At 64.3% G+C, this 13252-nt stretch carries 10 protein-coding genes; 8 read left to right on the forward strand and 2 right to left on the reverse strand.

The annotated features are described in order from the left end of the window. The first annotated feature begins 116 nt into the window (after positions 1 to 116). Complete coding sequence (locus tag AC1P6P_RS12865; RefSeq protein WP_481402843.1) at positions 117 to 1427, forward strand: nucleotide sugar dehydrogenase; 1311 nt, start codon at positions 117 to 119, stop codon at positions 1425 to 1427. Then, positions 1424 to 2653 (forward strand): glycosyltransferase, encoded by a 1230-nt coding sequence (locus AC1P6P_RS12870; protein ID WP_481402844.1) that lies wholly within the window; start codon positions 1424 to 1426, stop codon positions 2651 to 2653. Before AC1P6P_RS12865 ends, AC1P6P_RS12870 begins: the two co-directional genes overlap by 4 nt. On the opposite strand, the gene AC1P6P_RS12875 is transcribed toward AC1P6P_RS12870, so the two are convergent. Then, positions 2604 to 4016, reverse strand: a complete 1413-nt coding sequence (locus AC1P6P_RS12875; protein ID WP_481402845.1) for a TIGR03013 family XrtA/PEP-CTERM system glycosyltransferase — start codon at positions 4014 to 4016, stop codon at positions 2604 to 2606. The genes AC1P6P_RS12870 and AC1P6P_RS12875 overlap by 50 nt on opposite strands. 484 nt (positions 4017 to 4500) lie before the next feature. Here AC1P6P_RS12875 and AC1P6P_RS12880 point away from each other — a divergent pair, with 484 nt between their 5' ends. The 3 genes from AC1P6P_RS12880 to AC1P6P_RS12890 are packed head-to-tail and all read left to right on the forward strand — an operon-like array spanning position 4501 to position 7841. Beyond that, the gene (locus tag AC1P6P_RS12880) at positions 4501 to 5127 is read left to right on the forward strand and encodes an XrtA/PEP-CTERM system exopolysaccharide export protein (protein ID WP_481402846.1); all 627 of its coding nucleotides are present in this window, start codon (positions 4501 to 4503) and stop codon (positions 5125 to 5127) included. Positions 5128 to 5152: 25 nt separating this feature from the next. Then, positions 5153 to 6763, forward strand: a complete 1611-nt coding sequence (locus tag AC1P6P_RS12885; protein WP_481402847.1) for a porin family protein — start codon at positions 5153 to 5155, stop codon at positions 6761 to 6763. A gap of 7 nt (positions 6764 to 6770) precedes the next feature. Further along, positions 6771 to 7841, forward strand: coding sequence for a FemAB family XrtA/PEP-CTERM system-associated protein (locus tag AC1P6P_RS12890; protein WP_481402848.1), 1071 nt, complete (start codon positions 6771 to 6773; stop codon positions 7839 to 7841). Here the strand turns inward: AC1P6P_RS12890 and AC1P6P_RS12895 are convergent. Then, the gene (locus tag AC1P6P_RS12895) at positions 7821 to 9344 is read right to left on the reverse strand and encodes a lipopolysaccharide biosynthesis protein (RefSeq protein ID WP_481402849.1); all 1524 of its coding nucleotides are present in this window, start codon (positions 9342 to 9344) and stop codon (positions 7821 to 7823) included. The two genes, AC1P6P_RS12890 and AC1P6P_RS12895, sit on opposite strands and share 21 nt — an antisense overlap. Before the next feature lie 369 nt (positions 9345 to 9713). Here AC1P6P_RS12895 and AC1P6P_RS12900 point away from each other — a divergent pair, with 369 nt between their 5' ends. From AC1P6P_RS12900 to AC1P6P_RS12910, 3 genes are read left to right on the forward strand one after another with little or no spacing between them, the layout of a single operon-like run. Continuing rightward, positions 9714 to 11264, forward strand: a complete 1551-nt coding sequence (locus AC1P6P_RS12900) for an XrtA system polysaccharide chain length determinant (RefSeq protein ID WP_481402850.1) — start codon at positions 9714 to 9716, stop codon at positions 11262 to 11264. Further along, complete coding sequence (locus AC1P6P_RS12905; protein ID WP_481402851.1) at positions 11261 to 12244, forward strand: P-loop NTPase family protein; 984 nt, start codon at positions 11261 to 11263, stop codon at positions 12242 to 12244. Before AC1P6P_RS12900 ends, AC1P6P_RS12905 begins: the two co-directional genes overlap by 4 nt. 5 nt (positions 12245 to 12249) lie before the next feature. Beyond that, positions 12250 to 13251: an XrtA/PEP-CTERM system-associated ATPase gene (locus AC1P6P_RS12910; RefSeq protein ID WP_481402852.1), complete on the forward strand. Its 1002-nt coding sequence runs from the start codon at positions 12250 to 12252 to the stop codon at positions 13249 to 13251. The last annotated feature ends 1 nt before the right edge of the window (position 13252 follow it).

The following is a 13252-nucleotide window of genomic DNA, read 5'->3' on the forward strand; positions in this document are numbered from 1 at the left end:
CCGTGCTGTTCTCGCATCAGGTGGGCGGAACGATCAAATCCTTTTTGCGAAAACGTATTGGCAGCAGACAAACGTTCTGAAATGAGTGGGGACGCGATCACAGTGCGGAGAACGAGATGAACGTGTCCATTTTCGGCATGGGGTATGTCGGCGTTGTTTCCGCGGCGTGCCTGGCTAAGCTCGGACACAATGTGATCGGTGTTGACGTCAACCCGGCCAAAGTGGCGCTGATCAATGCCGGCCAGTCGCCGATCGTCGAGCCGGGCATGTCCGACCTCATCTGCGATGCGGTTTCGCGCGCGATGATCGCGGCCACCAGCGATGCCGCCGCTGCCGTTGCGGCAAGCGAGGTTTCCATCATTTCTGTCGGCACGCCGAGCGGCAAGACCGGCGCCGCTTCGCTCGAAGCCATCGATCACGTCGCGCTGCAGATCGGCGAGGCGATTGCGCGCAAACAGACGCCGCACACCGTGATCGTGCGGTCCACCGTGCCGCCGGGGACGGTGCGCGAACGGATTGCGCCGGCGCTGATGCGCGCCTCGGGGCGCCGGCTCGGCGAGGGGCTGGAGATCGCCGATAATCCGGAGTTCCTGCGCGAGGGTCGCGCCGTCGCCGATTTCGAGAAGCCGCCGTTTACCCTGGTCGGCGCCTCGAACGAGAAGGCCGTGGCGGTGGCGCGCGAACTCTACAAGAGCATCGAGGCGCCGTTCATCGTCACCGACGAGCGCACGGCGGAAAGCATCAAATACCTCTGCAACATTTTCCACGCGGTCAAGATCGGGTTCGCCAACGAAGCCGGCGCGGTGCTGAAGAGTCTCGGCATCGACGCGCGCGCGGCGATGGAGGTGTTCTGCCGCGATCCCGTGCTCAACATCTCGCCGGCCTATCTGCGGCCCGGTTTCGCGTTCGGCGGTTCGTGCCTGCCCAAGGATCTGCGCGGGTTTCTGGCGCTGGCGGCGGGAGAACAGGTGGAGACGCCGTTTCTCGGCAGCCTGCTCGGTGCCAACGCGCGCCACGTCGATCGCGCGTTCGACATGATCGTGAAGGGTGGGCGGCGGCGGGTGGCATTCTTCGGCCTGTCGTTCAAACCGGGTACGGACGATATGCGCGAATCTCCGCTGGTGACGCTGGCGGAAAAGCTGATCGGCAAGGGCTATGAACTGGCGATCTACGACCGCGACGTCGAACTGGCGCGGCTCACCGGCGCCAACAAGGCGTTCATCGATCACGAAATCCCGCATCTGGCGCGGCTGTTGAAAACCAGTGTCGAGGAGACCCTCGACGGCGCCGGCGTGATCGTGATCGGCCATGTCGGCAAAGCCGAAGCGGACCTTATCGCAGCGGCGCACGACAGCCGCACCATCGTCGATCTGCAAGGCGTCGAAGGGCTGGAGCGGGCGCCGGATTATCAAGGCATCTGCTGGTGAAGCCGCGCCTCGTCTTTGTTTCGCCGCGTTACCTGCTGCCGGCCGACATGGGCGGAAAAATCCGTACGGCACATGTGCTGAAGGGCCTGAAAGGCGGGCGCTTTCATGTCACGCTGGTGTCGCCGGCGCCACGCGAACTGCCGCCTGGACACGCGGCCGAACTGGCGGCGCTGTGCGATGCATTCGTGTCGTGGCCGGAATCATCACGCGGGGCGTTGTTCGCGGCGACGCGACTGCGGCATCTGGCGTCGGCGTTGCCGGTGTCGGTGGCGACGGATCGCTCGGCCGCAGCCCATGCCGTGGTGGCGGCGGCGCTGGTCGGGGTCGATGTACTGGTCGCCGATTTTCTGCATTCGGCGGTGCTGCTACCCGCGGCGTGCGACATGGCATCGGTGCTGTTCACGCACAATGTCGAAGCGGAGATTTTCGCGCGCCATCACCAACTCGCGCGCGGGCTGAAGCGCTTAGTGTGGAAAGACCAGCTGCGCAAGATGCGCGCGTTCGAACAGAAGACGCTGCAGGCGTTCGATGCCGTCGTCGCAGTGTCGGAGCGCGACCGGGAGGTGTTCCGGCGCGACTACGGTGTCGCGGCGTCGGTGATCCCGACCGGCGTCGATCTCGACTATTTCCGCTACGCGCCGGTCGCTGCGGACGCGCCGCCGGTGTTTTCCTTCACCGCCTCGATGGATTCGCTCGCCAATATCGACGGCGTGCGCTGGTTCATGGAGGAGGTGTGGCCACTGATCGTCGCTGCGGTGCCGAATGCCGAAATGCGGGTGATCGGGCGCAATCCCGAGCCCGGCCTGGTGGCGGAAGCGGCGCGGCGGCGGTTGAATTGGATGTTCACCGGCACGGTGGACGATGTCCGTCCACATCTGCGCGGATCATCCGTCTACGTCATTCCGCTGCGGGTCGGCGGCGGCACGCGCATCAAGGCGTTCGAGGCGATGGCGTTCGGCCTGCCGACGGTTTCCACCGCCATCGGCATCGAAGGGCTCGGCGTCACGCCGGAGCGGCATTTCCTCGAAGCCGACCGCGCCGTCGATTTCGCCGCGGCTTGCGTGCGGCTTGCCGGCGATGCGGCCGAGCGCCAGCGGTTGGCGGAAGCGGCGCGCGAGTTCGTTGAAAATCACTGCTCGGCGCGCAGCGTCGGCGTCGTGTTCGAAGCGATCTGCGTCAGCGCGAGCCTTGTGCGAACACCAGCACCCGGAAGGTCTGCAGCATGATGGAGAGATCGCGCAGCACCGAGAAGTGCTTGAGGTAGAACAGGTCGTATTCGAGCTTGCGCATCGCGTCTTCCACCGAGGCGCCGTAGGGGAAGTTGATCTGCGCCCAGCCGGTGACGCCGGCTTTGACGCAATGGCGCAGGTGATAGAGGCGAATCTGCTCGGACAGCTGGTTGACGAAGATGGGGCGTTCGGGACGCGGGCCCACCATCGACATCTGGCCGATCAGCACGTTGAGAAGCTGCGGGATTTCATCCATGCGGGTGCGGCGCAGGATGCGGCCGACGCGGGTGACGCGCGGATCATTGTGGCTGGCCCACTGCGCGCCCATTTTCTCGGCGTCGATCCGCATGGTGCGGAACTTGATGATCTTGAAGGTCGCGCCGCCGCGCGAAACCCGCTCCTGGCGATAAAACACCGGCCCAAAATCTTCGAATACGATGGCGATCGCCACCACCGCCAGGGTCGGCAGGGTGATGAGCAGCAGCGTCGCCGACACGATGACGTCGAGCACGCGCTTCAAGGCACGATCGAGCCAGCCGAAGCGGAAGCCGTCGGAATACAGCAGCCAGTGCGATTCCGTCCATTTGAGATCGACCCGCCCGGTCTCGCGCTCGATGAAGGTGTTGAAATCGAACACCGGCACGCCGTTGGCCTTCCACGGCAACAGATGATCGAACTGCAGGTCGGCGGGATTATCGACGGCGATCACCACCTGATCGATGTGCAGCCGCGCTTCCAGTTCTTCGACCGATTGCACTTTCGGCAACGGGTGGATGGGATCGTTGGTGCCGTGGTCGGGCGCCAAACCGCCGAGATAATCCTCGGAAAGAAAATTCAGCTCGGCAAGGCGGCGATCGGAACGGCGGAAGAGGTCGCGCAGGTGGCGCGCGCGCACGCCGGTGCCGATGACCAGGATGTGGCGGCGGAACCAATGGCGCCGCGCCATGGCGAGAAACAGCGGGCGTGCCAGCATGCCGCCGAACAGTTCGGCGCCGGTGCCGACCAGAACGATCGTCAGCGCGCGACTGGCGCTCTTGAAGGCGAGGGTGTGGAACAACAGACCGAAACCGAAATGGATGATCGCAAGTGCCAGAACCGCACTGACGCCAAGCGCCACCACCAGTCGGGTGATCGAGGTGGAAAAGTTGATCAGCGCATCGAAGCGATAGCAGCCGGCGGCATAGGCGAAGAAGAACGACGCGGCCGCCAGCGTGGCGATGACGGCGGCGGTCTCGGTGGCGGTGAGGAGCCCGAGGCGGTCATGCACTGCAGAGATCAGCGCCGCCATGAAGCCGAGCATGAAGGCAACATCGAGAACGGCGAGGGTGAGGCGCGACCCGGGGACGAATCGCCGGCGCATTTGCGAATTGGTGGCGGAAGAGGCGGGCAGCTCGACATTTCGCGGGCTGCGGACGGGGCCTTCCCAAGGGACGGAGCTGAACATGGAGGTTGCCGCCTGCGAATGGGAAGCGCCGCGAACGTCTCTCATTGTCATTAGTCCCGCCGTTTGCGCTGAGCATCCATAACGAATTCGTGCGTCTATAAAAAGTACATTTTAATAAGAATGAGTGTGACATGCATGGAACAACTGTAAGGGCACTTACCGGTAATGCGTCGCCCTCGCACTAATCTGCGGCCACCGCAGAGGCGAGCTCAATCAGGGGAATCCCAATCCGCACCGATCCGGAACGGAAGAGCGGGACGCCTGTTCCAACGAGTCTCGCGCCGGAATGAGAATTGGTGCGCGGAAAGCACAGGTTCCGTTGCGTACATGCGAACTGCTATTGGAAATGTTCCAGAATAGCCGCTAAGTTGAGTCCCTCGAACACATTCAGGGGCATTCCATGATCGGATTGGCACGCGCCGGCGTATCGCGTTCGTTTGCGTTGATGATTATCGCGTTGGGGGCACTCCTGGCGGGTTGTGCGAACCATCTACCGCCGCCGCCGCAAGTGCCCGAGAACTCGACCGCCTATCGCATCGGCGCCGGCGACTCCTTGAACATCTTCATCTGGCAGAACCGCGAACTGTCGACCGAAGTGCCGGTCCGGCCCGATGGCAAGATTTCGCTGCCGCTGGTCAACGACATGGTTGCGGCGGGCAAGACGCCTACCGAACTGTCGACCGACATCCAGGAGCAGCTCAAGAAATACGTCAACAACCCGCTGGTCACGGTGATCGTGCATTCGTTCGTCGGGCCGTATTCGCAGCAGGTGCGCGTCGTCGGCGAAGCACAACGGCCGCAATCCTTGGCCTATCGCGATCGCATGACGGTGCTCGACGCCTTGATCGCAGTGGGCGGGCTGACCCCGCTGGCGGCCGGCGATCGCGCCACCTTGGTGCGCACCGTGGCGGGCAAGCAGACCAGCTATGGCCTCAGGCTCGACGATCTCATCAAGGACGGCGACATGTCGGCCAACGCGCCGCTGGCGCCGGGCGACGTCATCATCATTCCGCAAAGCTACTTCTGACGCGGATTTTTGGGGGACGGGGCAAGTGACGATTCTAACGGACACGGCAAACGTGACGGCTCATTCGGCACGAACGACGATTGCGACATGCTGGCTGGCGCTGGCCTGCCTGTTCCCGGCAGCGGCCCAGGACAGTGAAACGCCCTCGGCGGATGTACCGGCCGTCTCGCCTTTGGATGCGGACGCATTCGCGTTGCTGCCGCCGCTGACATGGAACGTCTTCGCCGACCTTGCCGAGGGCTATTCCACCAGCGCCCGCGGCAGCGGCAATGATGATACCTTCAGCCGCGGCAGCATCGGCGGCGCGCTGCATTACGCCCATCCGCGGCTGGGGGCGGACCTGTCATATGCGCTGACCGGGCAGTATTGGGCGAGGTATCACCGCCTCAACAACATCACCCAGCGGCTCAATCTCGCGTCGCATCTGACCGCCATTCCCGAGACGCTGTTCGTCACTGCCAATGCGTTCGCGGCGCCGGCCGATCTCAGTCGCGTCGGCGATCTGTCGGCGGGCGGCGAGCCGCTGTCGCGCTACAATACCCGCGACACCTACGGCTATGTCGTGCAGCCGCAGTTGAGCCTGCGTTTCGAGGATTACATCGTGTCGCGCACCAGCGCGTCGCATGGCGGTGTGTTTTTCGTGCAGCCGTCGACCGACGCGACCGGCACGGTGCCGCCGATCGATCCGGCACGCGACAGCCTGTCGACCTCGATCAGCCAGGAATTTTCCAGCGGCTCGTGGTTCGACCGGCTGAAATGGAGCGCGGTCGGCAGCTATTCGCAGTACTCGCAGACCGTGCGCAGCCAGCACCAGGCCGAAGCCCTCGGCACGCTGAACTATGCGGTGCTGCGCGAACTGAAAGTGTTCGTCGTCGGCGGCTACAGCGATTTCAAGTCGACGACGATTTTGGCGCGCGATGTTTCGGGACCGACCGCGATGGCAGGTGTGACGTACGATCCCAGCCCCAATCTCACCGCCACGGTGGAAGCGGGCTCGCAGCACAATTTCGCCACTTACATGGGCTCGGTGCGCTGGTCGCTGTCGCCGCTGACCCAGTTCATCGCCGATGCCACCGATGGTATCAACACGCCGCAAGGCGACATTCTCGGCCGCCTCAGCGGCATGGGAGCGACCGGCTTCGGCCAATTCGGCGATCTCGGGACTTCGCTCGGCGCCAATCCGGTCGGCGGCTATTCCCCGATCGGGCCGGGCGGGCTTGCGCTCGACAACTCGATCAACCGCAGCCGCTCGGTCAATGCTTCGCTGGTCCACAGCGACGGACGGATGCACTACACCCTGTCGGTGTTCGCTTCCGAGCGCGATCGCCTTGATGTGGCGCCGGGCACGCCGGAGCTGCCGCGCACCTCCGTTTACGGCGTCAGGGCAACAGTGTCGCGCACCTTCAATCCCGATTTCACCGGCAATTTGTCGGCGAGCTATTCGCGCGGCAACGAATTCGGCGGCCGCGACGACATCTATTCCGCCAATCTGCAGCTGAACTATCACCTGTCGCAGCACATCGACCTGTATCTGTCGAACAACGTCGTCCATCGCGATTCCGTCAGCCTCGTCGGCGTGCCGAATACGCCGCTGACGGAAGAGCAGGTACTGATCGGCATCCGCGCCCGCATCTAGGAGTCGCATGACGGACAAAACCACCGCGGTCGAATTCCTTGGCACGGAAACGCGCGTCAACGTGCGCCCGGCCGGCGATGGCGATCGCGAGGCGTGGGATGCGTTCGTGCTTGCCCATCCCGAGGGCAGCTTCTTTCATCGCTTCGCCTGGCGCGACCTGTTGCGCGACGTGTTCGGGCTCAAGCCGCGCTATCTCGTCGCCGAGCGCGATGGCGAGATCGCCGGCGTGCTGCCGCTGGTGCATCAGAACAGCCGGTTGTTCGGCGATGCGTTGCTGTCGGTGCCGTTCGGCGTCGAAGGCGGGCCGATCGGTGACGCCGCCGCCGTCAAGGCGCTCGACTCCGCGGCGCTGGCACTGATGGCCGAAATCCGCGCGCCGTTCGTCGAATACCGCACGCGGATTGCGACGCGCCCTGGCTGGATCGCCAAGAAGGATCTTTACGCCGGTTTCGCGCGGCCGCTCGAACCCGATGACGACGCCAATCTGAAGGCGATCCCGCGCAAGCAACGCGCCGTCGTGCGCAAGGCGATGGCGGGACCGTTGACCGCGGCACCGGAAGCCGGCGTCGAAGCGCTGTATCGCGTTTACGCCGAAAGCGTACGCAATCTCGGCACGCCGGTGTTTCCGAAGCGCTGGTTTTCGGCCTTGCGCGCCGCGTTCGGCAAGGATTGCGACGTGATGGTGATCCGCGACGGCGGCGAGCCGGTCAGCGCGGTGATGAATTTCTATCATCGCGGTACGGTGATGCCGTACTACGGCGGCGGCACGGCGAAGGCGCGCGCGAACGGCGCCAACGATCTTCTCTATTGGGAAACCATGCGCCATGCTGCCCGTCGCGGCTGCACGGCGTTCGATTTCGGCCGCTCGAAAGCGGGCACCGGCGCCTTCGCCTTCAAGAAGAACTGGGGCTTCGAGCCGGCGTGGCTGGAATACGAATATTACCTGTCGCCGGGTTCGGCGTTGCCTGAGAAGAACCCCAGCAACCCGAAATACGCGCTGTTCATTGCGGCGTGGAAAAAGTTGCCGCTGCCGCTGGCGAATCTGCTCGGACCGTTGCTAATCCGCGGGTTGGGCTAACGTCCGCAGGCGGAGCCTCGTCAGCCGCGCCTCGAACCGCCGCCACAGCGTCAGGATGTCGGCCTCGGCTCCCTCCGGCCGCCCGCTCATGTGCCACAGCACCAGCACCGCGCCGATATAGACGGCCGCACCGAGTGCCATATCAAGCACCAGCCGTCCCGCACCGGCGAACGGCAGCACCGTGTTGAGGAGGAAGATCGCCAGTGCCATCGCCGCCGCCGCGCCGCATGGCCGCCACATCGCTTTCAGGTAATCGCGGGCGGGAACGCCGGTTTGGCGCTGGACCGCGAAGATCACCGAAGGGATGAACAGCGCCGATACCACCAGCCGCGTTTCCACGACCGCCATCACGCTGTGGGTCGTCCACGCCACCACGAAGATCACGGCGGTGAAGACCGCGAACCGCGACCACTGAATGCGCGCGCCCACCGCCGGCATGCCTTTGACGTCGAGCAGCGTCGGCGTGCCGGAAAGGATGGCGGCGGTGGCGGCGTTGAGCGCCATCCACACCACCAGCGGCGTCGCGTCGGTCCATTTGGCGCCGAGCACCACCGCGACGAGATCGGTCGCAATCATGGCGACGCCGACGCCGGTCGACAGGCAGATGATCGCCGACCAGCCGAGCATGCGCATGTACAGCCGCTTCAGTTCGACCGGATCCTGGCGGCATCTGCTCATCACCGGGAAGAGGGCGGCGACCATCGGGTTGATCACCTCCTGCGTCGGACTGGCGGCGACGTCCTTCGCCACCGTATAGCGCCCCATCATGGCCGATCCGGCGATGCCGCCGATGGCGATGTTGTCGACCTGGGTCTGCAGATACATCGCCACCGAGCGCGCGAAGGTCCAGATCGAGAAGCCCCAGATTTCGCCGGTGCGGGCGAACGACAGCCGCGGCCGGAACGGGCTCATCACATAGGAGAGGATGGTGCGCGACACTTGTCCGGCAAGAATGCCCGCCACCAGCGCCCAGTAGTTGCGCAAGACGAACGCCAGCACCACCGTCAGCACGAACTGCAACAGCTTGGTGCAGACGTTGTAGACGAAGAAGCGGTCGAAGCGCAGGTCGCGCGAGAAATCGACCGTGCCGATGTTTTCGAGCCCGCCGAGCACGGCGCGCACGGCGAGGCATTGCATCACAGGAATAGCGCGCGGCTCGTGGAAATAGAGTTCGGTGAATGGCGCTGCGATCAGGATGCATACCGCGATGGCGATGCCGATCAGCAACGTGACCGTCCAGGCGCTGTCGTAATGCTCGCGTGTGGGGGCTTCATGGCGGACGATCGCCGCCGATTGGCCGGTGAGATTCAGCATCTCGAACAGCCCAACCAGAATCATCGCAACGGCCACGATGCCGAAGTCCTGCGGGCTCAACAGGCGGGCCAGAATGATGGTGCTGATAACGCCAATCAGGCGCATTGCCCAGCGTAAGCTAACCATCCAGATGGAGCCGCGCAGCAGGTGCGATCCCATTCCCTTGGGGCTGGTGGGCCGGGTGTTCATGGCGCTTCCAATCCTTAGCGCCTAAGGCGGCGACGACCGCTACCCGCAGCGGCGCGCAGCCTCGCGAACGATTTCGCGCGCGGCCTATAAACGTCTGCACCGAGTGTCAAATTCGTAACAGCGGTCGAGACAAAGATGGGCGACGCGGGTGACGGATTTGTTGGGTAACGATACGGCCGCCGAGCAAACTCCGAAGTTTTCCGTATGGAACAGAGGCGCATTTCGATCTCTTCCGCGGCGGCGCACAAGGCTGCGCGCCTTGAGGCTCTTCTGTAACTAGTATAAGGATCGTTCGCGCTTTGCTACCGAATTGGCGCTCCCATTCGGAGCGGTGGAGCGTACTGCGGCAAACGGAACACAAGGAACGAAATGCAGAGCTGGAAGCTTCAGCTGCTCGGCCTCCTGGGGGGCGGTTGGCAGTTCCGCTGGGTGGGGCTGGGCATCGCTTGGCTCGTGTGCTTGGCCGGCTGGATCAGCGTGGCGCTGATCCCTGACGCCTTCCAATCGTCAGCCAAGGTCTATATCGACACCGACACGCTGATGCGCCCGCTTTTGCGCGGCATCGTGGTGTCGACCGATACCCAGCAGCAGATCGACGTCATGCTGCGCACCCTGCTCACCGCGCCCAACATGGAGCGGGTGGTGCGTGCCACCAATCCGAAATCGGCCGACTGGAGCGTCCCGAAGATGCAGGACGCCGTTGCGCAGCTTACGGACAACGTCAAGCTCAAGGCGCTCGGCACCAAGAACCTCTATCAGATCGGCTTCACCGATCCCAATCCCGCTTATGCCCAGTCGGTGGCGCAGACGCTGCTGTCGGTGATGGTGGATTCGAATGTCGGCGACCAGCGTCGGGAATCCGACGATGCGCGCCAGTTCCTCGATCAGCAGATCACCGCCTATGAAAAGAAGATCCAGGACGCCGACAAGCGCAAGGCCGATTTTCGCGCCTCCCATCTCGACGTCTTCTTCGGCGGCAACGACATCGACGAAGCCAAGGGTGACATCGTCAAGGCGCAACAGACCGTCGACGAGGTTTCGGCGCGGCGCAATTCCTTGCGCGCCCAGCTCGGCGCGACGCCGGCGACACTCGACATCAACGGCCCCGCGCCGATCCAGGTCGGCGGTGCCGGCACCATCGAGAACAAGCGCCAGGCGCTCGGTCAGGCCCGCGCCAAGCTCGACGAATTGCGCTCCCGCTTCACCGAGGACTATCCCGACGTGGTGGCGCAGAAGCAGCTCGTCGACCGGCTGAAGAAGCAGATCGCCGAGAAGGGCAACTCCGACGAGGAATCCGGTCTGCAGTCGGTCGCCAACCCGGCTTATCTGATGCTGCGTACCAAGCTCGCCGACGAAGAGGTCAATCTCGCGGTGGCCCGCGACCGGGTGACCGAGGCGCAGAAGCGGCTCGACGAGGCCGGCAAAAACGTCGGCGCGTCGATCGCGATCCGGCGCCAGTATGAAAACCTCGACCGCGATTATCAGGCGCTGAAGAAGAACTACGAGGCGCTGGTGGAGCGGCGCGAGTCCGCCAACATTTCGCAGGCGGCGGGCGATCAGCAATCGAGCATGGTGTTCCGCGTCATCGAACCGCCGACGCTGGCGAACCGTCCGGCTTCGCCCAATCGCATCGTGCTCAATCTGCTGGTGCTGCTCGGCGGCTTCGGCATCGGGCTGGCGTCGGCGATGGCGCTCGGCGCGGTGTCGGGGCGCTTCCTCACCATGGAGCAGCTCGGACAGGCGTTCGCGCTGCCGGTGCTGGGGGCGGTCACCATCGCGCGCACCGCTGCCGACATGGTGCGCATGCGCCGCTCGGCATCGTTCTTCGCCGCCGGGGCGGGCGCATTGGTGGGCGGCTATCTGATCGTCCTCGTGTTCTTCCACACCAACGTGTCATCGATCGGCGGGAGCCTATTATGAACGAACCGACGCCGCGTCTGAATCTGATTCAGCGGGCGATGCGGCAGGCCAAGCCGCCCGCCACCGATGGCGAGTATCGCCACGAGCCCGCCATCGATCCGCTCGATCCGGTGATGGAAGCCCCGCACGTTCGCGTGCCCGAACCCGAGCCCGTCAAGGCGCCCGAAATCGCGCGCGCCGAACCGCGGCCGATCAACGGCTCTGTCAACGGCGTGCATGCGACGCCTCCGCATCCGGTCGAACCGGCGCTGCGTCTCAACATGGGCCGCCTGCGCGAGGGCCGCATGGTGACGCCCGACAATCGCGCCTCGGTGACCTACAACGAATTCCGGTCGATCAAGCGCAAGCTCTTGCCCTTGACGCGTGATCCGGAAACCCACGCCACCACCAAGAACATCGTGATGATCACCTCGGCGCTGGCCGGCGAGGGCAAGACCTATACGGCGATGAATCTCGCCATCTGCCTTGCCGCCGAGCGCAATCTCGACGTCATCCTGGTAGACGGCGACGTAGTGCGTGCTTCGATTGCGCAGTATTTCGAAGGCGCGCCGGCGGAAGGCCTGCTCGATCTTCTCACCGGGCGGCGCCAGCAGATCGACGAAGTGCTGACGCGCTGCGCCGACGTGCCCAACCTGCATGTGCTGTTTGCCGGCCGTCGCGACGACACCTCGCCCGAACTGCTCGCCTCCCATCGCATGGCCGATGTGTGCCAGGCGCTGTCGCGGCGCTTCCGGGAGAGCGTGGTGGTGATCGATGCGCCGCCGGTCTTGGCTGCTGCCGAGCCCGCCGCGCTCGCCATGCATGTCCATCACCTGTTGATGGTGGTGGCGGCGGGGCAATCGGCGCGCCATCACGTCGAAGAAGCGCTGGCGGGCGTGGCGGCGTGTCCGTCGCTCAATCTCGTCTTCAACAAATCGCCCGAGTGGCAGCGCTCGACGCCCTATTCCTATTACTACGGCTACGGAGAAAAAACCGGCTGACGACGATGTATACCGAGTTCTACGGCCTCAAAGTCGAACCGTTCCTGCTGACGCCGGACCATCGCTTCTATTTCGAAAGCCAGGTCCACGAGCAGGCGATGGCGCATCTGATGTATGGGCTTTCGCGCGGCGAGGGCTTCATCGTCATCACCGGCGAGGTCGGTGCCGGCAAGACCACGATCGTGCAGCATTTGTGCGCCACCGTCGATCGCAACGAGGTCGTCGCCGCCCATGTCGTCACCACGCTGCTGTCCGGCGCCGAGCTGCTGCGCATGGTGTGTTCCGCCTTCAAGATGCGCGACGTGCCGGAAAAGAAGGACGGTGTGCTCCTCTGCCTGCAGGACTATTTCGAATCCCTGCAGCGCGCCGGCCGCAAGGCGCTGCTGGTCGTCGATGAGGCCCAGAATCTGTCGGCGTCGGCGCTGGAAGAATTGCGCATGCTGTCGAATTTCCAGGTCGGGGCCTCGGCGCCGTGCCAGATCTTCCTCGTCGGTCAGCCGCAGTTTCGCGAGACGCTGTCCAATCCCAATCTCGAACAGCTGCGCCAGCGCGTCATCGCGTCGTATCATTTGGGGCCGATGAGCCACGACGAGGTTTCGCAATATCTGGCGCATCGTTTGAGACATGCCGGTTGGAGCGGCGACCCCGATTTCGACGAGGGCGCGGTGGAAGCGATCTATGCCGCGACCGGGGGCGTGCCGCGCCAGATCAACACGCTGTGTTCGCGCCTGCTGCTGCTCGGTTTCCTCGACAACATGCATGCCTTCACCGCCGGCGATGTCGAACGCGTCGCCGCCGATCTGCGCGAGGAATACGGCGGGCGCTCGCTGCAGCCGGTCGCGAACGGCAACATGGATGAGACCTATCTCACGCGCATGGACAAGCAGCATCTGGCCGAGCGCGTCGATACCTTGGAAACCCGCGTCAATCATCAGGAGCAATCGCTGCGCCGGCTGGCGGTGGGGCTGGCCGACATGATCGATCCCGTCCGCCCGGTCCGCGGGTGAG

This window comes from Rhizomicrobium sp., from assembly GCF_056722145.1.

What these genes read in the sequence shown, in the direction of transcription:
- AC1P6P_RS12900 (WP_481402850.1), top strand. Translation starts at nt 9,714, where the DNA reads ATGCAGAGCTGGAAGCTTCAGCTGCTCGGCCTCCTGGGGGGCGGTTGG.
- AC1P6P_RS12890 (WP_481402848.1), top strand. Translation starts at nt 6,771, where the DNA reads ATGACGGACAAAACCACCGCGGTCGAATTCCTTGGCACGGAAACGCGC.
- AC1P6P_RS12875 (WP_481402845.1), bottom strand. Translation starts at nt 4,016, where the DNA reads ATGCGCCGGCGATTCGTCCCCGGGTCGCGCCTCACCCTCGCCGTTCTC.
- AC1P6P_RS12880 (WP_481402846.1), top strand. Translation starts at nt 4,501, where the DNA reads ATGATCGGATTGGCACGCGCCGGCGTATCGCGTTCGTTTGCGTTGATG.
- AC1P6P_RS12910 (WP_481402852.1), top strand. Translation starts at nt 12,250, where the DNA reads ATGTATACCGAGTTCTACGGCCTCAAAGTCGAACCGTTCCTGCTGACG.
- AC1P6P_RS12865 (WP_481402843.1), top strand. Translation starts at nt 117, where the DNA reads ATGAACGTGTCCATTTTCGGCATGGGGTATGTCGGCGTTGTTTCCGCG.
- AC1P6P_RS12905 (WP_481402851.1), top strand. Translation starts at nt 11,261, where the DNA reads ATGAACGAACCGACGCCGCGTCTGAATCTGATTCAGCGGGCGATGCGG.
- AC1P6P_RS12895 (WP_481402849.1), bottom strand. Translation starts at nt 9,344, where the DNA reads ATGAACACCCGGCCCACCAGCCCCAAGGGAATGGGATCGCACCTGCTG.